Annotated in this window: 28 protein-coding genes; 12 read left to right on the forward strand and 16 right to left on the reverse strand. The window is 67.0% G+C overall.

All coding sequences use genetic code 11. The features are described from left to right. Nucleotides 1-44 precede the first annotated feature (44 nt). The gene (locus B146_RS0110140) at nt 45-263 is read left to right on the forward strand and encodes a DUF2842 domain-containing protein (RefSeq protein WP_026358500.1); all 219 of its coding nucleotides are present in this window, start codon (nt 45-47) and stop codon (nt 261-263) included. 38 nt (nt 264-301) lie between these two features. Here the strand turns inward: B146_RS0110140 and B146_RS0110145 are convergent, their stop codons facing one another. Further along, nucleotides 302-2227, reverse strand: coding sequence for a hypothetical protein (locus tag B146_RS0110145; protein ID WP_019996324.1), 1926 nt, complete (start codon nt 2225-2227; stop codon nt 302-304). Nucleotides 2228-2402: 175 nt separating this feature from the next. On the opposite strand from B146_RS0110145, the gene B146_RS0110150 reads away from it, so the two are divergent. Both B146_RS0110150 and B146_RS0110155 read left to right on the forward strand, forming a co-directional pair. Beyond that, nucleotides 2403-2960 carry a polysaccharide biosynthesis/export family protein gene (locus B146_RS0110150; protein ID WP_019996325.1) on the forward strand — a complete coding sequence of 186 codons (558 nt, stop codon included), beginning with the start codon at nt 2403-2405 and terminating at the stop codon, nt 2958-2960. 208 nt (nt 2961-3168) lie between these two features. Continuing rightward, a complete protein-coding gene (locus tag B146_RS0110155) occupies nt 3169-4716 on the forward strand; it encodes an undecaprenyl-phosphate glucose phosphotransferase (RefSeq protein ID WP_019996326.1) in 1548 nt (515 codons plus the stop codon). A 76-nt stretch (nt 4717-4792) separates the two neighbouring features. Here the strand turns inward: B146_RS0110155 and B146_RS0110160 are convergent, their stop codons facing one another. Then, nucleotides 4793-5137, reverse strand: coding sequence for a RidA family protein (locus B146_RS0110160; protein ID WP_019996327.1), 345 nt, complete (start codon nt 5135-5137; stop codon nt 4793-4795). A 148-nt stretch (nt 5138-5285) separates the two neighbouring features. Next, nucleotides 5286-5453 carry a hypothetical protein gene (locus tag B146_RS28995; RefSeq protein ID WP_019996328.1) on the reverse strand — a complete coding sequence of 56 codons (168 nt, stop codon included), beginning with the start codon at nt 5451-5453 and terminating at the stop codon, nt 5286-5288. A gap of 262 nt (nt 5454-5715) precedes the next feature. Here B146_RS28995 and osmF point away from each other — a divergent pair, with 262 nt between their 5' ends. After that, nucleotides 5716-6627 (forward strand): glycine betaine ABC transporter substrate-binding protein OsmF, encoded by a 912-nt coding sequence (gene osmF / locus B146_RS0110170; protein ID WP_019996329.1) that lies wholly within the window; start codon nt 5716-5718, stop codon nt 6625-6627. A gap of 254 nt (nt 6628-6881) precedes the next feature. On the opposite strand, the gene B146_RS29495 is transcribed toward osmF, so the two are convergent. From B146_RS29495 to B146_RS25655, 8 genes are all read right to left on the reverse strand, one after another. Beyond that, on the reverse strand, nt 6882-7046 hold the full coding sequence (locus tag B146_RS29495) for a hypothetical protein (protein ID WP_019996330.1): 165 nt from the start codon (nt 7044-7046) through the stop codon (nt 6882-6884). Nucleotides 7047-7112: 66 nt separating this feature from the next. Further along, entirely contained in the window at nt 7113-7382 is a 270-nt protein-coding gene (gene minE, locus B146_RS0110180) for a cell division topological specificity factor MinE (protein WP_019996331.1), read from the reverse strand. Beyond that, a complete protein-coding gene (minD, locus tag B146_RS0110185; RefSeq protein ID WP_019996332.1) occupies nt 7379-8194 on the reverse strand; it encodes a septum site-determining protein MinD in 816 nt (271 codons plus the stop codon). The genes minE and minD overlap by 4 nt, the downstream gene beginning before the upstream one ends. Nucleotides 8195-8255: 61 nt before the next feature. After that, nucleotides 8256-9005 (reverse strand): septum site-determining protein MinC, encoded by a 750-nt coding sequence (gene minC / locus B146_RS0110190; protein ID WP_040408478.1) that lies wholly within the window; start codon nt 9003-9005, stop codon nt 8256-8258. A 210-nt stretch (nt 9006-9215) separates the two neighbouring features. Continuing rightward, nucleotides 9216-10079: a formyltetrahydrofolate deformylase gene (purU, locus tag B146_RS0110195; protein ID WP_019996334.1), complete on the reverse strand. Its 864-nt coding sequence runs from the start codon at nt 10077-10079 to the stop codon at nt 9216-9218. 100 nt (nt 10080-10179) lie between these two features. After that, the gene (locus B146_RS0110200; protein ID WP_019996335.1) at nt 10180-10941 is read right to left on the reverse strand and encodes an SDR family NAD(P)-dependent oxidoreductase; all 762 of its coding nucleotides are present in this window, start codon (nt 10939-10941) and stop codon (nt 10180-10182) included. An 81-nt stretch (nt 10942-11022) separates the two neighbouring features. Beyond that, nucleotides 11023-11502 carry a TspO/MBR family protein gene (locus B146_RS0110205; protein WP_019996336.1) on the reverse strand — a complete coding sequence of 160 codons (480 nt, stop codon included), beginning with the start codon at nt 11500-11502 and terminating at the stop codon, nt 11023-11025. A gap of 12 nt (nt 11503-11514) precedes the next feature. Beyond that, nucleotides 11515-12012 carry a DUF3429 domain-containing protein gene (locus B146_RS25655; protein ID WP_019996337.1) on the reverse strand — a complete coding sequence of 166 codons (498 nt, stop codon included), beginning with the start codon at nt 12010-12012 and terminating at the stop codon, nt 11515-11517. 141 nt (nt 12013-12153) lie between these two features. On the opposite strand from B146_RS25655, the gene B146_RS0110215 reads away from it, so the two are divergent. Together B146_RS0110215 and B146_RS0110220 are read left to right on the forward strand one after the other, a co-directional pair. Continuing rightward, on the forward strand, nt 12154-13278 hold the full coding sequence (locus B146_RS0110215; protein ID WP_019996338.1) for a glycosyltransferase family 4 protein: 1125 nt from the start codon (nt 12154-12156) through the stop codon (nt 13276-13278). Between the two features lie 333 nt (nt 13279-13611). Then, nucleotides 13612-14763 (forward strand): DegT/DnrJ/EryC1/StrS family aminotransferase, encoded by a 1152-nt coding sequence (locus B146_RS0110220; protein ID WP_019996339.1) that lies wholly within the window; start codon nt 13612-13614, stop codon nt 14761-14763. A 39-nt stretch (nt 14764-14802) separates the two neighbouring features. Here B146_RS0110220 and B146_RS25660 read toward each other — a convergent pair whose 3' ends face one another. From B146_RS25660 to rfbC, 4 genes are read right to left on the reverse strand one after another with little or no spacing between them, the layout of a single operon-like run. Then, complete coding sequence (locus B146_RS25660; RefSeq protein ID WP_019996340.1) at nt 14803-15762, reverse strand: rhamnan synthesis F family protein; 960 nt, start codon at nt 15760-15762, stop codon at nt 14803-14805. Then, a complete protein-coding gene (gene rfbD, locus B146_RS0110230; RefSeq protein WP_019996341.1) occupies nt 15759-16646 on the reverse strand; it encodes a dTDP-4-dehydrorhamnose reductase in 888 nt (295 codons plus the stop codon). Before rfbD ends, B146_RS25660 begins: the two co-directional genes overlap by 4 nt. 5 nt (nt 16647-16651) lie before the next feature. Continuing rightward, nucleotides 16652-17710 (reverse strand): dTDP-glucose 4,6-dehydratase, encoded by a 1059-nt coding sequence (rfbB, locus tag B146_RS0110235; protein WP_019996342.1) that lies wholly within the window; start codon nt 17708-17710, stop codon nt 16652-16654. Nucleotides 17711-17716: 6 nt separating this feature from the next. After that, entirely contained in the window at nt 17717-18283 is a 567-nt protein-coding gene (gene rfbC / locus B146_RS0110240) for a dTDP-4-dehydrorhamnose 3,5-epimerase (RefSeq protein ID WP_019996343.1), read from the reverse strand. Between the two features lie 132 nt (nt 18284-18415). Between rfbC and rfbA the strand changes: the two genes are divergently transcribed. The 6 genes from rfbA (at nt 18416) to B146_RS0110270 (ending at nt 24562) form a co-directional block, all read left to right on the forward strand. After that, entirely contained in the window at nt 18416-19288 is an 873-nt protein-coding gene (gene rfbA, locus B146_RS0110245) for a glucose-1-phosphate thymidylyltransferase RfbA (RefSeq protein ID WP_019996344.1), read from the forward strand. Between the two features lie 141 nt (nt 19289-19429). After that, complete coding sequence (locus tag B146_RS0110250) at nt 19430-20269, forward strand: ABC transporter permease (protein WP_019996345.1); 840 nt, start codon at nt 19430-19432, stop codon at nt 20267-20269. A 6-nt stretch (nt 20270-20275) separates the two neighbouring features. Continuing rightward, nucleotides 20276-21031, forward strand: coding sequence for an ABC transporter ATP-binding protein (locus tag B146_RS0110255; protein WP_019996346.1), 756 nt, complete (start codon nt 20276-20278; stop codon nt 21029-21031). Nucleotides 21032-21205: 174 nt separating this feature from the next. Beyond that, on the forward strand, nt 21206-22618 hold the full coding sequence (locus B146_RS0110260) for a circularly permuted type 2 ATP-grasp protein (RefSeq protein WP_026358503.1): 1413 nt from the start codon (nt 21206-21208) through the stop codon (nt 22616-22618). 96 nt (nt 22619-22714) lie between these two features. Then, nucleotides 22715-23656, forward strand: coding sequence for an alpha-E domain-containing protein (locus B146_RS0110265; RefSeq protein WP_019996348.1), 942 nt, complete (start codon nt 22715-22717; stop codon nt 23654-23656). Between the two features lie 162 nt (nt 23657-23818). Further along, nucleotides 23819-24562: a proteasome-type protease gene (locus B146_RS0110270; protein ID WP_019996349.1), complete on the forward strand. Its 744-nt coding sequence runs from the start codon at nt 23819-23821 to the stop codon at nt 24560-24562. A gap of 10 nt (nt 24563-24572) precedes the next feature. Here B146_RS0110270 and B146_RS0110275 read toward each other — a convergent pair whose 3' ends face one another. After that, a complete protein-coding gene (locus B146_RS0110275; RefSeq protein WP_019996350.1) occupies nt 24573-24935 on the reverse strand; it encodes a gamma-butyrobetaine hydroxylase family protein in 363 nt (120 codons plus the stop codon). Nucleotides 24936-24969: the final 34 nt, after the last annotated feature.

The following is a 24969-nucleotide window of genomic DNA, read 5'->3' on the forward strand; positions in this document are numbered from 1 at the left end:
GCGTGACCCAGAGGCCCCGGGACGACTGAAAGAAGGAACGCAGGATGCCGGTCAGATTGAAGAAGCTCGTCGGCACGCTGCTTCTCGTGGTCTTCGTGGTGGTCTACGCCATCCTCGCCACCGCCTATGCGAGCCTTTATCTCGCGGCGTCATCGACTTACGTCCATCTCCTCTACTTCTTGGTGACCGGCATCCTCTGGATCGTTCCGGCCATGGTGGTGATCCGCTGGATGGAAGGCGCACCGCGCCGCGCGCGCCGCTAGGCAAGGCGCTCTCCCGACGGACGACCGAACGGGCCGCGTCAGTTCGACGGCCGGTCCCGCACGACGATCATGTCGGCGATGCCCTCGCTGCGAAGCCGATCGAGCGCGGCCTCGGTCTCCTCGGCCGAGCAGCCCTCGGTCCAGACGAGGAGCGCCGCGTCGGGGTCCATGATGGTCTTGAGGAAGGGGGCTTTGCTCTCGCCGCAGTCGATCACCAGCGTCTCGTAGCTGCGCTCCATGAAGTCGAGCGCATGGCGCCGCTCGCTCCAGAGGCTGGCGCGATCCTCGCCCTCGACCTGACGCCCGGACGCCACGATCTCCGCGCCGGTCGCGAAATCCCGCCTGGCGATTTCCGCGAAATTGGCGTCACCGCGCACCAGATCGAACAGACCCGGCGTGCCGGCCGGAAGCCCCATGGCGCGCGCGGCGTCCTGCGTGTTCGACAGGTCCACCACCAGAACCGAGCGGCCCCGCAGCGCCAGACGCCGGCCGATATCGACGCCGAGCGGCCGGGTCTGGGCGCCGGGCGCGGACACGGTGACGACACGCGCCACCGCGCTGAACTTCAGCGCTTCGATCACGTCGTCCACCATCGCGACCTCGGACGCGCCGGGCACCGCCGCCAAGACCAGCGGATCGGGAAGCGCGGCCGTGGGCTCTGCCACGGGCGTCGTGGTTTTCTGACGGCGGAGGGGGACCGAAAGGGCGACGAAGAAGGCAGAACCGAGAAAGCCGGCCACGCTCCCCGCCAGGGCGGCCGGCCAGATGGAGAGAGAGCGCGCGGTGGATGGCAGCATCGTCTGACGGATGGTGGGCGTTGCAGCCGAAGCAAGAGCCGGCGGAGGGGCGACCGACACGGCCGGCCTGTTCGCCTCGGTCTGAAGCCGATCCAGCTCGGTGCGCGCGGCCGCGACCTCGGCCTGGAGATCGGCGCGCGTCGGCCCGCCCTCCTCCGCCGCGACGGGCTCGGGCGTTTGCCTCGATGCCGGACGGGACGCCATCTGGATCGCCGCTTCGTTGGCCGCGCGCTCGGCCTGCAACTGGCCAAGAAGCCGCTCCCGGCGCTGAGCGATCTCGCTGTCGAGCTGCTCCAGCCGCAGGCGCACGATGCGCACGCGCGGATGCGTGGCGCTGAGATTGGCGGTAAGTTCGACCGCGCGCGGCTGCAGACCCCGTCGTTCGCTCATCAAGCTGCGCCATGTGTCCCACGCCCCGAGCAGGCCCGGCATGGTCAACCGCTCGTCATCGCCCTCGACGGCGGCGATCGCGGCGTCGAGTTCGCTGCGCCGGCTTTCCAGCGTCGCCTTCTCGGCCGGATCGAGCCCGGCGGCCGGGCTTGGCGCCGCGACATCGGTCGGTGCCGGCGCATCGAACGCGGCCAGGCCACGCTCGGCTTCGTCCAGGCGCGCGCGCGCCTCGGCGAGTGGGGCCGCGCTATCGGGCCTTGCGGGCGGTGCCTCCACGGGCGGCGCGACGTCGAGTTGCCTCGCGGGCTTCGGCCGGCGCGACAGGAGCTGATCGGCGATGAACTGGACGCGAGCGGTGGCGAGAACCGGGCTCGCCGCCTCGGCCCATAGAATGCCCCGCGTGGGCGAAAGCGCCTCGAAGCCGCTTCGCCGCGTGGCCGTCCCTTCCAGATGGCCGCGCTGATGCGCCATGAGTCGGTCGATCGCGCGCGGCGGCTCCTGTCCGGTATCGGCCTCCTCTGTCGGCCCTTCCGCCTGCGACGGCGTGGGCTCGCGGTCGGCGATGGCGTGCACCTCGGCGGCGTTCCAGGTCGGCAGCGGCCCGCCCTCGGCGGAGAGCTCGATCCGCGCCCGGTGGACGGAGGGAACGAGCGACACGGCGAAGGCCGCCGCCGCGCCCGAGAGCAGCGTCGCCGCCGCCACGATCGCGAGATGACGCGCCGTGCCGGCCCGGACCGCTTCTTTGCCCTGCACTGGCTTGGCCCATTCCGGCGACATGTCTCGACCTTCTGCTCGAACTCCGGCACCGCATCCAATTAGTTGCGACGCGATATAGATACGACCTTGGAATTGGAGCACAAGCGCCCACGAAATTTACGGCTGCTTAACCCTAATTGGAGATTGTCCTTACGTCGCCTCAGGCGTCAGAAACCTTTCTCGAAGTGGGAACCTCATGCGCGCCGGGATTGTAACGCTCGCTTTGGCCAGTGCGGTCCTGTCCGGCTGCGTGACCGGCTCGCCGCCGGCCCCGGCCTTCCACGCGATGCTGAATCAGCCCTATCGGCTGGATGCGGGCGACCGCATCCGCGTTACCGTGTTCGAACAGGACAATCTGTCGGGCACCTATGCGGTGGACAAGTCCGGCTACATCGTGCTGCCACTGGTCGGCGCCGTGCCCGCGCGCGGCAAGACGTCCACGGAAATCCAGGCCACCATCACCGCCGCCCTGCGCAACGGCTATCTTCGCTCACCCGACGTATCCGTTCAGGTCGAGCAGTATCGCCCCTTCTTCATCATGGGCGAGGTCGTCAGCGGCGGTCAGTATTCCTATGTCCCGGGCATGACCGCGCAGAACGCCATCGCCATCGCCGGCGGCTTTTCGTCGCGCGCCGACAAGCGCACGGTGGACATCACCCGCCAGGTCAACGGGCAGGTCATCACCGGCCGCGTCCTGATCACCGACCCGATCTATCCCGGCGACACGATCTCGGTGAAGGAACGCCTGTTCTGACGGGTGATTCGTCTCGGCGGGTGATTCGGGTTCGAGCCTCCGGGCGAGGTTCGTGAAGCCGTCGGGGAAGTGGACGGCCCCTGCCCGCCGTTTCGCCCGGCGCTCGTGACCCGTCTCCTTTACCCTTTCCTGCTAGACCATCCCACGAAGGGGCCTGCGGCTCTTCCGCCGGAGCAGGCGGGGCCGATCGTCCGGGACTGGCGAGCGCATGAAGAACAAGAAGCAGAGGGTCAATCTCTTCGAGCGCGAGTCCGTTCGCGTGTACCGGTTGAGCGAAGCCTCGCCCGGGCGCGCCTCGGCTTCGGCCTCCGCCGAACTGCCGGTCAATGCGCGGCGCATGGCGCAGATGCTGGAGCGGCCGGTGCTGTCGCCGCGCGTCGCCCGAGGCCTCGTGCGCCTCGTGGAATGCGGGACGCTCTTTCTCATCGCTTTGGCCGTGCTCGTTCCCTTCCATCCCGACTGGATGCATCGCCTCGCGCTTTGCTCGCTGCTGACGCTTGCCGCCGTCGTCACGATGCAGATTCTCAACGGCTACGAGCCGAGCTTGCTGCGCTCGAAGCGAACGCAGATCGCGCGGCTCGCGGCCTCGCTCGCCTTGGCGAGCGCGATGGCGGCACTCGCCGCCGCCCTGTTCCACGATCTGACCTGGGAGTTCCTGAAGAGCCTCGCGCTCTGGGCGACGGGCAGCTTCACGCTTCTGTCCACGCTTCGCCTCGCGCTCGGGGCGCGGATGCGCAAATGGGTGCGCAACGGCTTCATGGAACGGCGGGCCATCCTGGTGGGCGGCGGCGGGGCGGCGGAAGCCTTCATCCGGCGTCTCGAGATGCACCCCGACAACGACGTGCGGATCTGCGGAATTTTCGACGATCGCAACGACGATCGCTCGCCGGCGATCGTCGCGGGCTATCCGAAGCTCGGCTCGGTCGCCCAGCTCACCGAATTTGCCCGCCGGGCGCGGATCGACATGCTGATCGTGACGCTGCCGGTCAGCGCGCAGGCGCGTCTCTTGTCGATCATGCGCGAGCTCTGGGTCCTGCCGCTCGACATCCGCGTCGCCGATTCCTCGCCCGATCTCTCCTTCCCCTCCCGGTCGCGCTCCTTCGTCGGCGACATCCCGCTGCTTCACGCCTTCGACCGGCCGCTCGCCGAATGGGACATCGTCTCGAAGCGTTGCATGGACCTTCTGATCGGCCTGCCCGCGCTCGTGCTGCTCAGCCCGCTGATGCTGGCCACCGCCATCGCCATCAAGCTCGACAGCCCCGGGCCGGTCTTCTTTCGCCAGAAGCGCCATGGCTTCAACAACCAGATCATCAATGTCTGGAAGTTCCGCTCGCTGCGCCACGAGGACTCCGACCCCGCCGCGCGCCGCATCGTGACGCACAATGATTCGCGCGTGACCCGAGTCGGACGCTTCATCCGCCGCTCCTCGATCGACGAGCTGCCGCAGCTCTTCAACGTGCTCAGCGGCGAGCTGTCGCTGGTGGGCCCCCGCCCGCATGCCGTGCACGCGCGCTCGAGCTTCGACCAGAATTTCACGGAAATCGTGGATGGCTATTTCGGGCGCCACAAGGTCAAGCCCGGCATCACCGGCTGGGCGCAGGTGAACGGCTGGCGCGGCGAGATCGACAATGGCGAGAAGCTGCAGAAGCGCTTCGAATACGATCTCTATTATATCGAGAACTGGTCGCTTCTTCTCGACCTGCGCATTCTCGTGATGACGCCGATCAGCCTGCTTCGCAGCGCCGGCGCGTATTGAGAGCGAGGTCGGCGCTCGTTCGAGAGCGCCGACGCAAGAAGCTTAATGCGGCGATCGATCCGATCGCGGCGATCCCTCAGATCGCGGCGATCACGATGATCTCGACGAGATATTCGGGCGCGGCGAGCTTGGATTCGCCCGTGGCGCGCGCCGGCTTGTTGTCCTGGTCGACCCAGGCGTCCCAGACGGCGTTCATCGCGCCGAAATCCTTCATGTCGGAGAGCCAGACGGTCGCCTGAAGGATCTTCGACTTGTCGGTTCCGGCGGCCGCCAGAAGACGATCGATCTCGGAGAGCACGGTCTTGGTCTGCGCCGTGACGTCTTCGCCGGGATTGCCGACCTGACCCGCGAGATAGACCGTGTTGCCGTGAACCACCGCGCCGCTCATGCGATGGCCGGGCTCGATGCGACGAATGCTCATGCGATATCCTTTTCGCGTTCGGCTCAGTGCCGAGCGCGTTCTAGAAGCGAATCCGCTTCCACAGCAACCTTTTCCCGCGCCTCATCGCTCGGGCGCGCGGCGCTCGAACCTTCCGAGGACGAATTGAAAAGGAAGGGGTCGGTCAGGCTCAGGCCTGCGACCCGCGCGCGACCTCGGCCGAGCGCGTCCGCCAGCGCGGCGAGGCCGACTGGCGTGCGTAGAGGTCGGACAGGCGTTCCACCTGCCCCTGCTCCAGCGCTTCGTTTTCAGTGATCAAACCCGCCTCGAAGGCGCTCACAATGTCAGACGCGGTCATAGAAGTCCCCGTTTCATCAAGATCGCGAATCAGCCAAACAGCCGGCCTTCGGCTTCGTTCCGCAAATGGTTAAGATTTTTTAGGAATGGGCGCCGCGCGGGCGCGGCCGGCATCAGGCGGCGGAAACCGCAAAGCCTGTGGACAAGCCGACCCCTCGCGGCGTCGCGCTCTGGCTTCCGGGCGTCCGTGCTCCAGTTTCCGCCGGACCAACCTTCGCCCTCGGCTGTGCTACGGCCAGGATCGCTCGTTCAGGAGACATCCGATGCGCCTTTCCACCCTTGCAGCCGCCGGGCTGCTGGCTTCGTCCCTTGCGACCGGAGCTCTGGCCGCGCCTGTGGTCGTCTCGTCCAAGATCGACACCGAAGGCGGTGTCCTCGGCAACATGATCATGCTCGCGCTGCAGCATGGCGGGATTGAGACGACCGACCGCATCCAGCTCGGCGGAACGCCGGTAGTGCGCAAGGCGATCACCGCCGGCGAAATCGACATCTATCCCGAATATACCGGCAACGCGGCCTTCTTCTTCAACAAGGCCGAGGACCCGCTCTGGAAGGACGCGGCCAAGGCCTATGAGGCGGCCAAGACGCTCGACTTCGATGCCAACAAGATCGTCTGGCTGACGCCTTCGCCCGCCAACAACACCTGGGGCATCGCGCTGCGCGGCGACGTGGCGGACGAGAACAAGCTCACCAACCTCACCGAGTTCGGCCAGTGGGTCGCGGGCGGCGGCAATGTGAAGCTCGCGGCCTCCGCCGAGTTCGTGAACTCGCCCTCGGCGCTCCCCTCGTTCCAGACGACCTACGGCTTCAACCTGAAGCCAGACCAGCTCCTGACGCTGTCGGGCGGCGACACGGCCGCTACGATCGCCGCCGCCGCGCAGAACACCAACGGCGTCAACGCCGCGATGGTCTACGGAACGGATGGCGGCATCGCCCCGTCGGGCCTCAAGGTGATGGACGACGACAAGGGCGTGCAGCCGGTCTACCAGCCGGCGCCGATCGTGCGCGAGGCGGTTCTGACGGCCAATCCGAAGATCGCCGACATCCTGAAGCCGATCTTCGAGAGCCTCGATCTCGTCACGCTGCAGGAGCTGAACGGCCGCGTGCAGCTCGGCGGCGAGCCGGCCCGCGCCGTGGCCGAGGACTATCTCCAGACCAAGGGCTTCCTGAAGTAGGAGCCGGGCGCACACCCCGAAAAGCGAAGCCCGGCCGCTGTCTCCAGCGGCCGGGCTTTTTCGTGGGCGTGGGATCGGGACGGTCGGTCCTTAGAGTCTGTTTGACAACTCGCCGGCAGAGGACCGGCGAGGGAATTTTTGTTTCTGTGAGGCGCCAAACGCAGTCGATGCCGGCGGCATCGGCGAGGATTGGCAACGAAACAGGGGCGAAAAGGACCCGCCGGGCCGACCCGGTCGGGTTGTCAAACAGGCTCTTACTGCTTCGTCTCGCTCTTGCGGGCCTGCGCCTCGCAGACTTCGACATGCTTCTGAAGCGCTTCGGTCGACAGGATGGACGCGATGGAGCGAATGTTGCGACCCTGCATCTGCGGAAGGTTCTGAACCTCCTGCAGGCGGAGAAGAAGCTCGGCTCGGTTCATGTCTCTCTCCTTTTCCTCTGGTTGGAACGGCCGTGACCACCCGGACCCGAATGGGTCCGGCTGGCCTCAATGCGCCGTCAGGAGTCCCGCTTGCTGCGGGAGTTCGATATCGACCTCCAAGGTCGACATCTGGTCCTTCTTGTCCATCTTCACCTTCACCTTGTCCCGGTTGATCGGGACATGGCGAGCGATGACGGCCAGGATCTCCTCGCGAAGAACGGCGACGAGGTCGGACTGGCCGATCTCGGCGCGCTCATGCGCGAGCAGGATCTGCAGGCGTTCCCGCGCGGCGGGAGCGGAGGTCCGCTGCTTGTTGAAGAAATTGAAAAGGCTCATGCAGCCCTCCGGCTGAAGAACTTGCCGAGGAGACCGCGCTTGTCCGACGGCACGCTCATGGGGACGGTCTGGCCCATGAGGCGCTTGGCAGCGTCGGCATAGGCCCGGGCCGGGGCGCTCTGCGCGTCCGATAGCGTGACCGGGGTGCCGAGGTTGGAGGCGCGCAGCACTTCCGGGCTTTCCGGCACGATGCCGAGCAGCGGGATCGACAGGATTTCCAGAACGTCGTCCACCTTCAGCATGTCGCCGCGCTCGGCGCGCACGGCGTCGTAGCGGGTCAGAAGAAGGTGCTTCTCGATGCGGCTGCCCTTTTCGGCGCGCAGCGTCTTGGAGTCGAGAAGGCCGATGATGCGATCGGAATCGCGCACCGAGGAGACTTCCGGGTTGGTGACGACGACCGCGAGGTCGGCATGGCGCATGGCGAGCGTCGCGCCGCGCTCGATGCCGGCCGGGCTGTCGCAGATCACCCAGTCGAACTGCGCGCGGAGCTGGTCCATGACGCGATCGACGCCGTCCTGGGTCAGGTTGTCCTTGTCGCGGGTCTGCGAGGCCGGCAGCAGGCAGAGCGTGTCGACCCGCTTGTCGCGGATCAGCGCCTGGTTCAGGTTCGCGTCGCCCTGCACCACGTTGATGAGATCGTAGACGACGCGGCGCTCGGCGCCCATCACGAGGTCGAGATTGCGAAGGCCGACGTCGAAATCCACGACAACGACCTTCTGGCCGCTCTGTGCCAGAGCTGCGCCCAGCGCGGCTGTCGAGGTGGTCTTTCCGACGCCCCCTTTGCCCGATGTCACCACCATCACCTCAGCCATGTCAGGCCTTTCCCTCGTTGTTTCGTTTCGTTCGGCCATCGGCCCCCGCCAGAGGGCGGGCTCAGTTCGGAAGCACCACGGTCTTGAGGACCGTGTCGTCGAGCCAGATATGGACGGGCTGGCCCAGGGTCTTGGGGTCGAGATCCTCGGCGGTCTTGTAGAGACCGTCGATGGCGATCAGCTCGGCTTCGAGCTTGCGGCAGAAGATGCGGGCGTTGGCATTGCCCGCCGAACCCGCCAGCGCGCGCCCCCGCAGCGCGCCGTAGACATGGATCGAGCCGCCGGCGATGACCTCGGAGCCCGACGCCACATGGCCGAGAACCGTCACGTCCCCTTCCGGGAAGATGATCGACTGGCCGGAGCGAACCGGCGTCTCGATCAGGAGCGAGGGCGTCACGGGCGGCGGCGTCAGGCGCGGCGCGACGGGCGCCTGCGCGGCGCCCCCGGCCCGGCTTTCGGTCGCGACGGCCGCTTCGTCCGGCACTTCGATATCGGCGGCGTTGCGGCCGCCCTTCATCTCGGGCGGCATTCCCGGCCCGAGGATCGAGGGCAGAGCGCCTTCGATGCCCATGACGCGGACATTGCGCTTGGCGAGCTCGCCGAGAAGGTCGGCCAGCTGTTCGCGGGTGATCGGCAGGCCGGCCACATCGAGCACGATCGGCCGTCCCAGGAAGAAGCCCGTGGAGCGGCGGGCGAGATCGTCCAGCTGCGCGAGCCAGTCGCGGAACGGCAGTTCGGGCGACAGGACCAGCGCCAGGAAGGATCGGCCGCGCAGGCGGACCGCTTTGCGGTTCGGTAGGACTTCGGTCATCTTCATTAACGCTTTGTTGCTGGTGGAGTTAACCCTCTCAGCCTTAACCGAGGGTTAACTCTCGCCCGATGAGGGGCGGTGGATCGGGAACGATCGGGATGGGGGAGGATTGCGAGGGGTCGGCCGACGCTTCGTCTCAAACGAAAAAGGCAGCCCGATGAACGGGATGCCTCGTTTTGGTTCGATGCTGTCGCGGCAAAGTTTCGCGCGTCAGTCGCGGAAGATCACCGTCTTGTCCTTGTTGGCGATGATCCGGTTGTCGAGATGCCAGGCGATGGCGCGTGAGAGAACGCGGCGCTCGATGTCGCGCCCCTTGCGCACGAGGTCTTCGGGCGAGTCCTGATGCGAGATGCGCTCGACGTCCTGTTCGATGATCGGACCCTCGTCGAGATCGGCGGTCACGTAATGGGCCGTCGCGCCGATCAGCTTCACGCCGCGCCGATGCGCCTGGTGATAGGGCTTGGCCCCCTTGAAGCCCGGCAGGAAGGAATGGTGGATGTTGATGCACTTGCCCGACAGGCGCGCCGAAAGCTCGTCCGAGAGGATCTGCATGTAGCGGGCGAGGACGACGAGATCGGCGCCGCTCTCCTCCACGATGCGCAGGATCTCGGCTTCCTGCTGGGGCTTGGTCTCGCGCGTCACCGGCAGGTAGTGGAACGGGATGCCGTCGAAATCGTGATGGGCATAGGTCTCGCGCGGATAGTTCGCGATGATGCCGACAATGTCCATGCGCAGCTCGTCGATCCGCCAGCGATACAGGAGGTCGGCGAGGCAATGGTCGAAGCGGGACACGAGGATCAGCACCTTTTGGCGCTCTTCGGTGCCGGCGATGCGCCAGTCCATGCCGAAGCGCTCGGCGATGACGCCGAAGGCGCCCGTCAGGCTTTCCACCCGCACCAGCTTTTCCACCATGGCGAAGCGCACGCGCATGAAGAAGCGCCCCGTCTCCGGGTCGTCGAACTGATGCGCCTCGCGAATGTCGGCGCCGTTGTCGAAGAGATGGCGCGACACGGCGGCGACGATGCCCGGGCGGTTCGGGCAGGACAGGGACAGGATATAGTCAGGGCTGGACACGGCACACTCCGGAGGCGCTTGAAGCTCGGCCCTCCCCTACCCGATCGCGCCGCCGCATGAAAGAATCGCGGCGGCGCACAAAGCCCAATTGCTCCGGACGTCAGATCGACCCGGCTTCGACCATGTAGTTGTTCGCCGTGCACATGGCGGAATCGTCCGAGGCCAGGAACAGGACCATGCGCGCCAGATAGACCGGCTCGATCGGCACCGGCAGGCACTGGCGCTGGAGATGGCGGTTCAGCGCGTCTTCGGTCACCCAGAGCTCCTTCTGACGCTCGGTCATGATCCAGCCGGGCACCACCGTGTTGACGCGGATACGGTGCGGCCCGAGGTCGCGCGCGAACGAGCGCGTCATGCCGTGAACGGCGGCCTTCGAGGTCGTGTAGACGGGCATTCCGCCACCCGCTTCCCACCAGGAATTGGAGCCGAAATTGATGATCGAGCCGCCGCCGGCCGCGATCATGCCGGGCGCCACGGCCTGGATGGCGAAGAACATGTGGCGCAGATTGGTCGCGATGCGCTCGTCGTAATATTCGGGCGTCACGTCTTCCCAGCCGTGGCGGTCGTCGCGCGCGGCATTGTTGACGAGAACCGTGGCGGGGCCGAGCCGTGCATCCAGCCGCGCAAAGGCGGCGCGCAGCGCTTCGATGTCGCGCAGGTCGCAGGGCTCGAAGGCGGCCTCGGCTCCCTCCGTGGACAGGGCGCTCGCCAGTTCGGCGCCGCGCTCGGCGTCGATATCGACGAAGCCGACCCGCGAGCCCTGCGCGGCAAACGCCCGCACGACGTCGGCCCCGATGCCGGACGCGCCGCCCGTCACGAGAACCGTGCGCCCCTTGAGGCTCGGATAGATGGCGAAGGACATGCATTCTCTCCCAAAGCGGCCGAAAGTGCCGCCGTCTCGCCTCGCGGATTGGCCGAGCGCGCCCGCCGGGTCAAGCGCCCGTCAGGCGAAGAGCCCGCGATCGCGGTTGAGCCGCCAGACCGAGAGGTTGAGCGCGGAGGCGACGAGGACCCAGGCGAGATAGGGCACGAGCAGAAGCGCCGCCGCGCGACTGAACGGCCAGAAGGCGAGGATGTTGAGCGCCACCGCGATCACCAGAAGCGCGATGTCGAGAAAGGCGAGATCGGGCCGCCGCCGGCCGAAGAAGAGCATCGACCAGAGGAAATTCAGGACCATCTGCACGAGGAACAGGCCGAAGGGGATGAGCGCGAAGCCCGCCTCCCGCCAGACCAGCCAGCCGCTGACCGCGATCAGGATGTAGAGGATCGTCCAGACGATCGGAAAGGCGCGGTTGGGCGGCGTCCAGGCGGGCTTGCGCAGGCTCTGATACCAGGCGCCCGGCCGGAACACGATGCCGCTGGAGGCGATCAGCGCCGAGAACAGGAGGAAGCCGAGGAGGATCAGGATCGAACTCGTGGTCATCACACCCATGCCTCAGACGAAGCCGCCGACCCGCAGGCCGATCAGCGCGAGCGACAGGACCGCGAGCCCCATCTGGAAGGGCCGAAGCTGCGCGAAATAGTTCGGCACCTCGCCCCGCCTGGCGGCGATCGGATCGAGCACGGCGAGCGAGACATAGGCGGCGAGAAGCAGAAGCGTCGCCGCGCCGACAGCTTGCGCGCCGGTCAGGAGGATCGAGCCGAGGCCGGCGAGAAACAGCCAGAGCATCATGGCGAGCTGCGCGAGCGTCGCGCCGTCGGGCATGCGAAAGCTCACGCCGCGCCGAACGCCCGACAGGAAGGTCACGATCGCGCCGGCCCATATCAGTGTCAGCGGCAAGAGGATCGCCGGCGCGCCCGGCCAGAAGACAAGCGCGAGCGCGCCGGCCGTGATCGGAACGATCGCGGCATAGGCCAGGAGATCGTCGATCAGCGGCGGGCGAACCGGCTCGCGGACGGGAATGGCGATGGTGTCGGACGCGCGCTCTCTCATGAGGAGCGAGCTAGGGGGGACGCGCCGCTCTTCCACGGTGCCGTGGCAATTTCGGCCAGCCGAACCCCGAGCCCGGCCTTTCGGTTTTCGCCCCTGTTGCGCTATGGCGGGAGGATCGCTCCTCGCCCGGACACCATCGCTTTGCCGAAGCTCCTGTTTGTCGTCACGGAAGACTGGTTCTTCGCCTCGCATTTCCTGCCCATGGCGCGCGTCGGCTTGGAACTGGGTCTGGAGGTCGTGGTGGTCGCCCGCGTGCGCGACCATGCGGGGGCGATCGAGGCGACGGGCGCGCGGGTCGTCGCGCTGGAAGCCGAGCGGCGCAGCGTCAACCCGCTCCACGCCACCGACACGGTCCGCAAGCTCGCCGCGATCCTGCGGCGCGAGCGGCCCGACATCGTCCATTGCATCTCCCTGAAACCCATCCTCATCGGCGGCCTCGCCTCGCGCCTCGCCGGCGTGAAGCGGCAGGTCTTCGCTCTTACCGGCCTCGGCTTTCTCGGCGCGCGGCAGGACAAGGCGGCGCAGGGCCTTCGCCGGATGCTCCGCCTCGTGGTGCGCGCGGGGTTGCAGCGAGCGGGCACGCACTATCTCTTCGAGAACCGCGACGATCCGCGCCTCCTCGGGCTCGCCCCCGACGCGCCCGATGTCACGGTGGTGAACGGCGCGGGGATCGACCCGGAGCGCTATCCCGCGACTCCTCTCCCCGACGGACCGACGCTTCGTCTGGCGCTGGTGGCGCGGCTTCTCTGGTCGAAGGGCGTCGACACGGCGGTGGAGGCCGTCCGCCTCGCCCGCTCTCGGGGCGTCGACGCCACGCTCGACCTTTACGGCGCGCCCGATCCGTCCAACCCGAAGGCCGTGCCGCTCGACACGCTGGACGCCTGGACGCGTGAGGAGGGCGTGCGCTGGCACGGCGCGACGCGCGACGTGGCGGCGGTCTGGCGCGCGCACGACGTGGCCATCCTCCCCTCGCGCGGCGGCGAGGGCCTGCCGCGCACGCTTCTGGAATCGGCGGCCTCTGGTCGCGCCATGCTGACGACCGACGTTCCCGGCTGCCGCGATCTGGTGCGCGACGGGGTGGATGGCTATGTTCTGCCCGTCGGCGACGCGGACGGTTTCGCGCGGCGGATCGAGGAACTGGCGGCCGACCGCGCGCTGTTGCGCGAGATGGGCGCGAGCGCCGCGCGCCGGGTGCGCGAGGGCTATACGGAGCGCGACGTCATGGACGCGGTCGCCGCGCTCTACCGGCGAATGCTCGCCCGCTGACGCTTTCTACCGCAGCGGCCTTTTCTTGCGGCGCATCACGCCCGCCGCCGCGCCGCTGATCAAACGTGATGCACGCGCAAGGCCGCCTCGCTTGGATTTTGCCTCACAACCCATTAGAGCCTGCTTGAAAACTCGGTCGGGTCGGTCCGCCGGTGCTTTTTCGCCGTCGCATCGTTGCCAAGCCTCGCCGATGCCTCCGGCATCGACTGCGTTCGGCGCCTTCCGACGCCGAAAAATCCCTCACCGGCCCTTTGCCGCCGAAGTTTCCAACAGGCTCTTAGCGCTTGGCGCCAGCCGAGACCTCAGCCGTCTCCGGCTCAGAAAGGACCCATCATGACCCAACCGATTCCGTTCATCGATCTGGCCACGCAGCGCGATCTCATTCGCGAGCGGATCGAAGCGCGTCTCGGTCGGATCATGGATCAGGGCTCCTTCATCCAGGGACCGGAGGTCGCCGAGTTCGAGGCGGGCCTCACCGCCTTCGGCGGCATGAAGGAGACGATCTCCTGCTCGTCCGGCACGGATGCGCTCCTGATGCCGCTCATGGCCTGGGAGATCGGCCCGGGCGACGCGGTCTTCGTGCCGAGCTTCACCTTCGCGGCCACCGCCGAGGTCGTCGGCCTGACCGGCGCGACGGCCGTGTTCGTGGAGGTCCTGCCCGACACGTTCAACATGGACCCCGCCCATCTCGCCCGCACCGTCGCGGCGATCGCCCGCGAGGGGCAGCTACGCCCGCGCGCCGTGATCGCGGTGGATCTCTTCGGCCAGATCGCCGACTACGCGCCGATCCGGGCCGTCGCCGACGAGTTCGGCCTCAAGCTGATTTCCGACGCGGCGCAGGGCTATGGCTCGACGCGCGGCGGCCACATGGCCGGCCACTGGGCCGACGTCGTGGCGACGAGCTTCTATCCGGCCAAGCCGCTCGGCTGCTACGGCGATGGCGGCGCGATCCAGACCGACGATGCGGAACTTGCCGCGATCCTGCGATCCATCCGGGTCCATGGCGGCGGCAGCGACAAATACGACAATGTCCGCCTCGGCCTGACCGCACGTCTCGACTCCTTCCAGGCCGCCGTTCTCAACGAAAAGCTGGCGCTGTTTCCTGGCGAGATCGAAGCGCGGATGCGCATCGCGGCCCGCTATCACGAGCGCCTGTCGGGCGTCGCACCGCAGGCGATCGCGCCGGACGTCGTCTCGACCTGGGCGCAATACACGATCCGCGTTCCCGGCGGCCGGCGCGACGCCTTCATGGCCGAGATGAAGGAGCGCGGCGTGCCGACCGTGATCTATTACGGCAAGGCGCTGCACCAGCAGACCGCCTATCGCCACTGGCCGGTGGGCGGCAACGGGCTGCCCGTCACCGAAGCGCTGTGCGGCGAGGTCGTGAGCCTGCCGATGCACGCCTATCTCGGCGAAGAGACGCAGGACCGCATCATCGCGGCGGTGGAGGAGTCGCTCGCGGCGGCCGGCACTCGCGCCGCCTGAGCCATGCTTCAGGGGCGAAGCGCGCGACGCGGCTTCGCCTCAGCTCCGTCCGGCGGAGCGCTCGCGCCGCATGAGAATGCGGAAGCCGAGCCGCGCCACGACGAAAAGCGGGCGCGGCAGGTGGTGGTAGAGGTGATGGGCCACCAGCATCAGGCGCGGATGCCGGCGCCACAGCTCTGGCACCGGCAGGATGAACGGATTGTCGAGCGGGCGCAGCTCCGAGCGCGCCAGGGCCTGCAACGCCTCCGTCGAGGCGCCCTCGCGCACGGCGCGAGTAAGGGCCGGAACCGCTTCCGCCGCCGTCGCGATCAGTCCCTTCTCCTCGGCGAGCCGGGCGAAGAGCCGCTCCAGCGCATGGGCCGTGGTGCCGTCGAGCTGGCCCTTCTCACGTTCGAACAGGGCGTCGAGCCTGGGCGTCAGCAGCGGATCGAAGGCGCTGCGGCGGAACCAGAACATGGAGCTGGCCGCGAAATGGTCCGCTTCCAGCGCATCGAGATCGAGCGGCATTTTCAGCGTGTCGGCGACGCGGCGCAGCGCGCGGGCGTTCAGCCCGACGCGGCTTTCCAAGGAGAGCATGTGATGGGCTGGCGCGACGAGGCCGATGCGCGGCTCCGCTTCCATCAGCGCGAGGGCGGCCGGCTCGTGCTCGCCGTCCGCGTGGCTCAGGAGCGTGCCGGTCAGGTGCTGGCGCCAGGCCTCGCCATCGTCGCGATGCTTGGAGCGCTTGGTGTGGAGCTTCAGACCGATCTCGAAATTCGGCCCGACCTCGCGCAGGGCGCGCACGAAGGGCAGGACGTCCCGCCCCCGGTTCTCCACGTCGATCCGGCGCTGGCGCACGAGATGCGGGCTGTCGACGGTCGCGATGTCCAGCGCCGGGTTCGGGCAGGTCACGACGACCTCGAAGGGCCGATCGAAGCTCGCGGCGATCTCGGCCGCCATCTCCGCCCAGACATCGGCATAGAAGACGTGGACGAAGAGAACGGGGACGGTGCGGTTCAAGAGGGCGTCTTTGCAAGAAGCGCCATGCAGCGCGACACGCCGTCGGTCCAGGCCGGCATCGTGTGGTCGAAGGCGCTCGTGAAGCGCGACGTGTCGAGCCGCGAATTGGCCGGCCGGCGGGCCGGGGTCGGATAATCGGCCGTGGTGATCGGCACGACACGCACCGTCTTGCCGCCGCCGGCCGCCAGACGCTCGAACACGGCCTCGGCGAAGCCCGCCCAGGTCGTCTCGCCGCCCGACACCATGTGGAACACGCCGCGCAAGCCGCGATCGTCCGGCTCGCGCCGCAGCGCGCGGGCGACCGCGACGATCGCCTCGGCGATGTCGGGCGCGTAAGTCGGCGTGCCCCGCTGGTCGGCGACGACGCGCACTTCGTCGCGCGTCTCACTCAGACGCAGCATGGTCTTCAGAAAGTTCGCGCCGAACGGGCCGTAGACCCAGGCCGTGCGAAGGATCGCATGGTCGGGATTGGCGGCGGCGACCTGCCGCTCGCCCTCCAACTTGGAGCGGCCATAGGCGCCCTGCGGGCCGGTCTCGTCGTCCTCGCGATAGGGTTCGGCCTTGTCGCCCGCGAACACATAGTCCGTGGAGACATGGATCACCGGAAGGCCGGCGGCTGCGGCCGAAGCCGCGACATTCCCGGCTCCCCAGGCGTTCACCGCTAAGGCCGCGTCTTCCTCGCTCTCGGCCTTGTCCACCGCCGTGTAGGCGGCGGCGTTCACCACCACGTCCGGGCGGTGCTCGGCGATGGCGCGATCCACCGAGGCGCGGTCCGTGATGTCGAGCACGGGGCGCCCGAGCGCGACCACCTCGACCTCGTTCGAGGCGAGCGCCAGAAGCGCCTGCGCGACCTGTCCTTCGCGACCCGTGACCAGAAGCCGCATCGCGCTCACGCCTTCGCGCCGAGGCGCTGGCCACCGTAGCGGCTTTCGCGGATCGGCTGCCACCAGTCGCGATTGTCGAGATACCAGCGGATGGTCTTTTCGAGACCCGTCTCGAAGGTCTCCTCGGCGCGCCAGCCGAGTTCGGTCTCGATGCGCGTGGCGTCGATCGCATAGCGCAGGTCGTGGCCGGGTCGATCCGTCACGAAGTCGATCAGCGAGCGGCGCGGCGTGCCACTCTCCAGCGGCGACAGGCGGTCCAGCGTGTCGCAGATCGTCTGCACGACCTCGAGATTGGAGCGCTCGTTTCGGCCGCCGATATTGTAGGAGCGGCCGAGTTCGCCCTTGGTCGCGACCATCACCAGCGCGCGGGCGTGATCGCGCACATAGAGCCAGTCGCGCACGTTCTCGCCCTTGCCGTAGACCGGCAGGCGCTTGCCCTCCAGCCCGTTCAGGATGATCAGCGGAATGAGCTTTTCGGGGAAGTGATACGGCCCGTAATTGTTCGAGCAGTTCGAGAGCACCACCGGCAGATGGTAGGTGTGATGCCAGGCCATCGCCAGATGGTCGGACGCGGCCTTGGAGGCCGAATAGGGCGAGGACGGCGCATAGGGCGTGTCCTCGGTGAAGAGGCTGTCGTCCAGCGGCAGATCGCCGAAGACCTCGTCGGTCGAGATGTGGTGGAAGCGGAAAGCCGCCTTCTTCTCGCCCTCCAGGCCCGACCAATAGGCGCGCGCCGCTTCCAGAAGTTCGTAGGTGCCCACGATGTTGGTCTGGATGAAGTCGCCCGGCCCGTCGATCGAGCGATCCACATGGCTTTCGGCCGCCAGATGCATGATCGCATCAACCTGTTCGCGGCGCAGGAGATCGAGCACGAAGGCGCGGTCGAGAATGTCGCCCTTCACGAACGTATAGCGCGGGTCCGAGGCGATCGAATCCAGCGAGGAAAGGCTGGCCGCATAGGTCAGCTTGTCGAGATTGACGACGGAATGGTCCGTGTCCTCGACGAGATGGCGGCAGACGGCCGATCCGATGAAGCCGGCGCCGCCGGTGACGAGGATCTTCATGGGTCTTCAGGCCTCGAACACGAAGGGCGATTCGATATCGCGAAGATGGGGAGCGGCCTCGTCCTTGGCCGAGAGGATGGGCGTGCGCCCGCCGAGCGGCCAGTCGATGGCGAAGTCGGGATCGTCGAAGCGGATGGAACGGTCGTGCTGCCCGCTATAGGGCGCGCTCACCTTGTAGAAGACTTCCGTATGCGGGACGAGCGTCAGGAAGCCGTGCGCGAAGCCGACCGGCACGAGGATCTGGTTGAAGCTTTCGGCCGAAAGCTCGAGCGCAACCCACTTCCCGTAGGTCGGCGATCCCCGGCGGATGTCGACGGCGACATCGAGGATCTTGCCGCGCAGGACGCGCACCAGCTTGTCCTGCGCGAAAGGCGGTTCCTGATAGTGCAGGCCGCGCAGCGTGAACGCCTCGGCCGAATAGGACTGGTTGTCCTGCATCCAGTCCTTGTCGACATTGCTGGCGCGCAGACGCTCGCGATTGAAGGTTTCGGAGAAGAAGCCGCGTTCGTCCCCGAATTTCCTGGGCACGATTTCCAATACGTCCGGGATAGCCAGCGCGCGGACTTCGAGCATGAAACAACCTTCGCCTGTTGGTTTCGGATGCGTTTACCGCTATTGCCCGGCTTGCGGCAAGACGGGAAGCGGCGCAGCCTGCGCCCGGCCCGGGAGTGAGGCCGGCATAACGGACGGACGGAGCTTGAGGCGATGAAAGGCATCATTCTGGCGGGCGGAAGCGGCACGCGGCTGCACCCGATGACGCTGACCGCGTCCAAGCAGCTCCTTCCGATCTACGACAAGCCGATGATCTATTATCCCTTGTCGGTTCTGATGCTGACCGGCATCCGCGACATCCTGATCATCTCGACGCCGCACGACCTGCCCCGCTTCCGCGCGCTGCTCGGCACGGGCGAGCGCTGGGGCATGAAGTTCACCTATGCCGAACAGCCGAGCCCGGACGGGCTGGCGCAGGCCTATCTGATCGGCGAGGAGTTCGTGGCCGGCGAAAGCTCGGCGCTGATCCTCGGCGACAACGTCTTCTACGGCCACGGCCTGCCGGAGCTCCTCGGCAGCGCGGTGAAGCGGGACAAGGGCGCCAGCGTCTTCGCCTATCACGTCAACGATCCCGAGCGTTACGGCGTCGTGGCCTTCGACGGGGCCGGCCGCGCCACCTCGATCGAGGAAAAGCCGCTGAAGCCGGCCTCCAACTGGGCCGTGACCGGGCTCTACTTCTATGACGGGCGCGCCTCGGAATTTGCCCGCTCGCTGAAGCCCTCGCCGCGCGGCGAGCTGGAGATCACCGATCTCAACCGTCTCTATCTCGACGAGGGTACGCTCAGCGTCGAGTGCATGGGCCGGGGCTTCGCCTGGCTCGACACGGGCACGCCGGACTCCCTCCTCCAGGCGGCCGAGTTCGTGCGCACGCTCGAACACCGCCAGGGCTTCAAGGTCTGCTGCCCCGAGGAAATCGCCTTCAATCTCGGCTTCATCGACGCCGACCAGCTGGCCCGCCTCGGCAAGGAACTGGGCAAGAGCCAGTACGGCATCTATCTGCAGCGGATCGCCCAGGGCGGCCTCTGACGCCAAACGCCGCCGCGCCCTTCCGCCAAGGGCCGGCGCTGCGCGGAAACGCCTGAGCGCGGCATCGCCCGCGTTCGCGCTCCGCTTCCCAAACCGGCCGCGCCGGGACCGCGAGGCCCGGCCAGAAGGACCTTCATCAGAATGGCTTCGACGGACACGCCTGTCTTCGTCACCACCGGACATTCAGACAGCGCCTCGCGCATGCGCGAATGCCTCGCGGATTTCCGCAAGGGCTTGGCGATGCGCGAGCTCTGGCTGTTTCTCGGCTGGCGCGACGTGCGCAAGCACTACCAGCGCTCGATCCTCGGACCGTTCTGGCTGACGCTCTCCATGGGTCTCATGGTGCTCGGCCTCGGCGTCCTCTATTCGCAGATCTTCGGCCAGGCGATCCACGACTACCTGCCCTTCCTGGCGATCGGCTTCATCGTCTGGGGCCTGATCAGCGGCCTCATCATCGGCGCCTGCGACATCTATTCGAGCGCCGCCGCCTCCGTGCGGCAGGTGCGGATGCCGCTCAGCATCTATCTCTTCCAGTTCGTCTGGCGGCAGATCATCACCTTCGGCCACAACTTCATCATCTATGTCGCGGTGGCCCTGTTCTTCGGCATCTGGCCGGGGCTGAACGGGCTGATGGTGCTGCCCGCGCTGGTGCTGATCATCCTCAACGGCTTCTTCGGCGCGATGATCCTCGCCCCGCTCTGCGCCCGCTTCCGCGACATTCCGATGATCGTCCAGAGCGTCGTGCAGATCGTCTTCTTCATGACGCCGATCCTGTGGGACCCCAAGCTCATCCCCCAGCGCGCGATCTTCCTGCAGGCCAATCCGTTCTACCACTTCATCGAGATCATCCGCGACCCGCTGCTCGGCCGCGCGCCCTCGCTCGAAAACTGGCTCGTGTGCCTCGCCATTACGCTGGTGATGGGCTTCGTTTCCTTCCGCTTCTACGCGCGCTTCCGGCCGCGCATCGCATATTGGGCCTGACGCCGCATGGCTTCGATCACGTTCGAGAACGTCTCGGTCGACATTCCCGTCTTCAACGCCAGCAACCGCTCGCTGAAGAACAATGTCCTCTCCGCCGCCACGGGCGGCCAGATCCAGCCGCGCGACAGCGGGCGCATCGCGGTGCGCGCCATCGACGATCTGTCGCTCGAGCTGACCCACGGCACGCGGGTCGGGCTGATCGGCCATAACGGCGCCGGCAAGTCCACCATGCTGCGCGTCATCGCCGGCATCTACACGCCGACCGGCGGGCGGGTCAGCGTCGAGGGCGACGTCGCCCCGATGTTCGACATCGGCTTCGGCATGGACCCGGACGCGACGGGCTGGGACAACATCATCCTGCGCGGCATGCTGCTCGGCTATTCCAAGCGCGAGATTCAGGCCAAGGCCCACGACATCGCCCTCGTCAGCGATCTCGGCGAGTTCCTGGACATGCCCCTGCGCACCTATTCGGCGGGCATGTCGACGCGCCTCGCCTTCGCCGTCTCCACCTCGATCCAGCCCGACATCCTCCTCATCGACGAGGGCATCGGCGCGGGCGACGCGGCCTTCATCGCCCAGGCGCGCGAGCGCATGCGCACCTTCGTCGGCGAAGCCGGGCTTCTCGTGCTCGCCTCCCATGCCGACGACATGCTGCGCCAATGGTGCCAGACCGGCATCTGGATGGAGCATGGCCGGATGCGCATGCATGGCGGAATCGAAGAGGTGCTCGCCGCCTATCAGGCCTCGCTCGCCGGCGGCTGAGGCGAGCGGCCGCCCGGGAATCGGGCACCCGCCGCCCAAGCCGTGGACGCCCTGCCGAAGACTTGGGCTCCTTCCCCGCCCGACTTGCGGGAATCTCGTTTAGCCACCTCGCGAAGGCTTGGCATTTGCGCGGTTTGAGCCATTGTTGAGGGGCGGTAGCGAGGGGGGTTTGGGTTGAGTCCATTCGACGAAATGCTGGCAGGGGAAACCGGCGTCCGCGACCCCTATCGGCGGTTTCATGCCTGGTTCAAGACGCAGGTTCCCCAGTCGCTGGCGGTCAAGGCCGGCGAGGCCGAAGGCTTTTTCCGGCGCACCGGCATCACCTTCAATGTCTATGGCGAGCAGGAAGCGGCCGAGCGCCTGATTCCCTTCGATCTCGTGCCGCGCATCATCGCGGGCTCCGAATGGGCCAAGCTCGCCGAGGGCATCGAGCAGCGCGTGCGCGGGCTCAACGCCTTTCTGGACGACATCTACCACGATCAGGAGATCGTGAAGGCCGGCATCGTTCCCGAACGTCTGATCAAGGGCAACGAGGCCTTCATTCCGCAGATGGTCGGCTTCCGGCCGCCCGGCGGCGTCTACACGCACATCATCGGCGTCGACATCGTTCGCACCGCCGAGAACCAGTTCTATGTCCTGGAGGACAACGCCCGCACGCCGTCCGGTGTCTCGTACATGATCGAGAACCGCGAAACGATGATGCAGATGTTCCCCGAGCTCTTCGCGCAGAACCGCGTGCGCCCGGTGGAAACCTATCCCCGGCACCTGCGCCGCTCGCTGCAGGCCGTCGCCCCGCCCGCCTGCAAGGGCACGCCCCGCGTCGCCGTGCTGACGCCGGGCATCCACAATTCGGCCTATTACGAACACGCCTTCCTCGCCGACCAGATGGGCGTCGAACTCGTCGAGGGCACCGATCTGAAGCTCGTGGACGGGCGCATCGCCATGCGCACCACGCAGGGCTATCTGCCGATCGACGTTCTCTACCGCCGCGTGGACGATGCCTATCTCGACCCGGAGGTCTTCAATCCCGAATCCGTTCTCGGCGTTCCCGGCATCATGGAGGTCTATCGCAACGGCGGGATCACCATCGCCAATGCGCCCGGCACCGGCATTTCGGACGACAAGGCCATCTATTCCTACATGCCGGAGATCGTGGAATTCTACACGGGCCGGCCGGCGATCCTCGAGAACGTGCCGACCTGGCGCTGCGCCGAGGAGCAAAGCCTCGCCTATGTGCTGGAGCATCTCGAAGAGCTGGTCGTGAAGGAGGTTCACGGCTCGGGCGGCTACGGAATGCTGGTCGGCCCCGCCGCTTCGAAGGCCGAGCGCGAGGCCTTCGCCGCCAAGCTGCGCGCCCGCCCCGGCAACTACATCGCCCAGCCGACGCTGGCGCTCTCCACCGTCCCGATCCTGACCGAGAAGGGTCTGGCGCCCCGCCATGTGGACCTTCGGCCCTTCGTTCTCGTGTCCGACAGCGTGAAGATCATTCCGGGCGGCCTGACGCGCGTCGCGCTGAAGGAAGGCTCGCTCGTGGTGAATTCCAGCCAGGGCGGCGGCACCAAGGATACCTGGGTTCTGGAGGACTGACCGCCCTCCCCGGCGCGTCGGCTCTTGCCGCCGCGCCCGCCCGATGCTCGAACTTACCGGCGGCGCGCCGCTCTTATCGGATCAGAATCGCGACAGATGGCACTACTCGGACGCACCGCCAACGGCCTCTTCTGGATGCAACGCTATATCGAGCGGGCCGAGAACATGGCCCGGCTTCTCGACGCGGGCCTGCGTCTGTCCCTGACCAATCTCTCGGCCGAGCCCGACGAATGGCAGTCGGTCCTGGTCTCGGCCGGCGTCGAGACGGGGTATCTCGCCAAGTACCAGAGCTTCGAGCCCGCGCAGATCATCGACTACATGCTGCGCGATCTCGACAATCCGTCGAGCGTTCTCTCCTCCATCGGCATCGCGCGCACCAACGGGCGCATGGTGCGCACGGCGCTGACGCGCGAGACCTGGGAGGCGATCAACGAAAGCTGGCTGATCCTGCGCCAGCACTTGTCGAAGCCGGTGGAGGAACTGCCCGCGCTTCTGGATCTCGTGAAGGCGCGCACGGCGCTCATTCGCGGCTCGTTCTACGGCACGATGCTGCGCAACCCGATCTTCGATTTCTGCAATCTCGGCACCTTCGTGGAGCGCGCCGACAACACGGCCCGCATTCTCGACGTGAAATACTGGGTGCTCATGCCCCAGCATTCCTCGGTCGGCTCCTCGCTCGACAATTACCAATGGGGCTCGATCCTGCGCTCGGTCTCGGCGCTGCGCTCCTATGCCTGGGAATACGACGCGGATCTGCGCGCGGTCGACATCATCGACTTCCTGCTTCTCAATCGCCGGATGCCGCGATCGCTCGCCTATTCCTATCGCTGCATCAACGACAGTCTCGACTATCTCGCCCGCGCCTACGGGCAGGAGTGCGACTGCCACGCGACGGCCCGGCAGATCGCGAACCGGCTGGAGCAGCAGACCGTCACCGAAGTCCTGGAGACCGGCCTGCACGAGTTCCTGGAAACGCTCATCATCGACAACAACCGCCTGTCCAACGAGATCGCGCGCGACTTCAGCTTCTATTCCTGAAGCTTGCGCCGCTCTTCCTGACGCTTGCGCGGTGGAGGCGCTCAGGCCTCCGGGGCGGCCGTCCCATCAAAATGCGGGCTTGCGATCCCCCGCCGCCCCCGGCATATCCTCGCGCCCGTGAGCCCGGCGGAGGGCGTGGTTTGCCCTGGGGGAGCATCTGAAGTGACCTATTGCGTCGGTCTTCTTCTCAATCGCGGCATGGTCTTCATGTCCGACACACGGACCAATGCCGGGATCGACAACATCTCGGTCGTGACCAAGCTGCGCACCTGGAACGTGCCGGGCGATCGGTTCATCTGCCTGATGTCGGCGGGCAACCTCGCCACCACGCAGTCCACCATCTCGCTTCTGGAAGAGCGGGGCGTTGCCACGCAGCAGCGCAAGCCGAAACTCCTGACGCAGCCGACCATGTTCCAGACCGCCAAGCTCGTCGGCGAAACGCTGCGCGAGGTGATTTCCTATACGAACGACGGTGATGGGGGCGGAAGCCGCTTCCTCGGTTCCTTCATCCTCGGCGGCCAGATCAAGGGCGGGCGCCCGCGCCTCTTCATGATCTACCCGGAAGGCAACTTCATCGAGGCCGGGCCGGACAATCCGTTCTTCCAGATCGGCGAGCACAAATACGGCAGGCCGATCCTGGTGCGCACCTATGATTCGGACATGGCGCTGGAGGACGCGGTGAAGCTCCTGCTCGTGTCCTTCGATTCGACCATCAAGTCGAATCTTTCCGTCGGCCTGCCGATCGACCTCCAGCTCTACGAGACCGACACGCTCGAGGCCGGCCATCGCCAGCGCTTCGACGATCGCGACCCCTATTACCGGCAGATTTCGGAAGGCTGGGGCGACGCGCTGAAATCGGCCTTCGACCGGCTTCCGCCCTTCGCGCCGACGCGGGCCGAGGGCTGAGCCCTCGCCTTCAGGCGTCGCGGCTGAGGCCCTTGGCTTCGAGCTCGGTGAGATAGCCGGTCCAATGCCGCTCGCCGTCGCGCGCGAGCTGGAACAGGTAGGACCAGGTGTAGATGCCCGTGTCGTGCCCGTCGTCGAAGACGATGCGCACGGCATAATGGCCGACCGGAAAGACGTTGCTGATCGCCACGTTGCGCTTGCCGCCGACCGTGACGCGCTGGTCCGGCGAATGGCCCTGCACTTCGGCCGAGGGCGAAAGGACGCGCAGCATCTCGGCCGAAATCTCCGCGCCCGGCGCGCTCGGGAAGCGCAGGACGAGGGTCCGGCGATCGGCCGAAACGCGAATTTCCTGGGGGATGGGGGCTGTGGCCATGGGCTTTCTCCTCGCGCGCGGTGATGCGCCCGCT

It is taken from the genome of Aureimonas ureilytica DSM 18598 = NBRC 106430 (genome assembly GCF_000382705.1).
Classification (GTDB): Bacteria; Pseudomonadota; Alphaproteobacteria; order Rhizobiales; family Rhizobiaceae; genus Aureimonas; species Aureimonas ureilytica.

Bases quoted from the DNA above. Each gene is read 5' to 3' on its own strand.
- B146_RS0110150 (WP_019996325.1), top strand. From the start codon at position 2,403: ATGCGCGCCGGGATTGTAACGCTCGCTTTGGCCAGTGCGGTCCTGTCC.
- B146_RS0110275 (WP_019996350.1), bottom strand. From the start codon at position 24,935: ATGGCCACAGCCCCCATCCCCCAGGAAATTCGCGTTTCGGCCGATCGC.
- rfbA (WP_019996344.1), top strand. From the start codon at position 18,416: ATGAAAGGCATCATTCTGGCGGGCGGAAGCGGCACGCGGCTGCACCCG.
- B146_RS0110200 (WP_019996335.1), bottom strand. From the start codon at position 10,941: ATGTCCTTCGCCATCTATCCGAGCCTCAAGGGGCGCACGGTTCTCGTG.
- rfbC (WP_019996343.1), bottom strand. From the start codon at position 18,283: ATGCTCGAAGTCCGCGCGCTGGCTATCCCGGACGTATTGGAAATCGTG.
- B146_RS0110220 (WP_019996339.1), top strand. From the start codon at position 13,612: ATGACCCAACCGATTCCGTTCATCGATCTGGCCACGCAGCGCGATCTC.
- B146_RS0110145 (WP_019996324.1), bottom strand. From the start codon at position 2,227: ATGTCGCCGGAATGGGCCAAGCCAGTGCAGGGCAAAGAAGCGGTCCGG.
- B146_RS0110205 (WP_019996336.1), bottom strand. From the start codon at position 11,502: ATGACCACGAGTTCGATCCTGATCCTCCTCGGCTTCCTCCTGTTCTCG.
- rfbB (WP_019996342.1), bottom strand. From the start codon at position 17,710: ATGAAGATCCTCGTCACCGGCGGCGCCGGCTTCATCGGATCGGCCGTC.
- B146_RS0110250 (WP_019996345.1), top strand. From the start codon at position 19,430: ATGGCTTCGACGGACACGCCTGTCTTCGTCACCACCGGACATTCAGAC.
- B146_RS0110255 (WP_019996346.1), top strand. From the start codon at position 20,276: ATGGCTTCGATCACGTTCGAGAACGTCTCGGTCGACATTCCCGTCTTC.
- rfbD (WP_019996341.1), bottom strand. From the start codon at position 16,646: ATGCGGCTTCTGGTCACGGGTCGCGAAGGACAGGTCGCGCAGGCGCTT.
- minD (WP_019996332.1), bottom strand. From the start codon at position 8,194: ATGGCTGAGGTGATGGTGGTGACATCGGGCAAAGGGGGCGTCGGAAAG.
- B146_RS0110160 (WP_019996327.1), bottom strand. From the start codon at position 5,137: ATGAGCATTCGTCGCATCGAGCCCGGCCATCGCATGAGCGGCGCGGTG.
- minE (WP_019996331.1), bottom strand. From the start codon at position 7,382: ATGAGCCTTTTCAATTTCTTCAACAAGCAGCGGACCTCCGCTCCCGCC.
- B146_RS0110155 (WP_019996326.1), top strand. From the start codon at position 3,169: ATGAAGAACAAGAAGCAGAGGGTCAATCTCTTCGAGCGCGAGTCCGTT.
- osmF (WP_019996329.1), top strand. From the start codon at position 5,716: ATGCGCCTTTCCACCCTTGCAGCCGCCGGGCTGCTGGCTTCGTCCCTT.
- B146_RS0110140 (WP_026358500.1), top strand. From the start codon at position 45: ATGCCGGTCAGATTGAAGAAGCTCGTCGGCACGCTGCTTCTCGTGGTC.
- B146_RS28995 (WP_019996328.1), bottom strand. From the start codon at position 5,453: ATGACCGCGTCTGACATTGTGAGCGCCTTCGAGGCGGGTTTGATCACT.
- B146_RS29495 (WP_019996330.1), bottom strand. From the start codon at position 7,046: ATGAACCGAGCCGAGCTTCTTCTCCGCCTGCAGGAGGTTCAGAACCTT.
- minC (WP_040408478.1), bottom strand. From the start codon at position 9,005: ATGACCGAAGTCCTACCGAACCGCAAAGCGGTCCGCCTGCGCGGCCGA.
- B146_RS0110265 (WP_019996348.1), top strand. From the start codon at position 22,715: ATGGCACTACTCGGACGCACCGCCAACGGCCTCTTCTGGATGCAACGC.
- B146_RS25655 (WP_019996337.1), bottom strand. From the start codon at position 12,012: ATGAGAGAGCGCGCGTCCGACACCATCGCCATTCCCGTCCGCGAGCCG.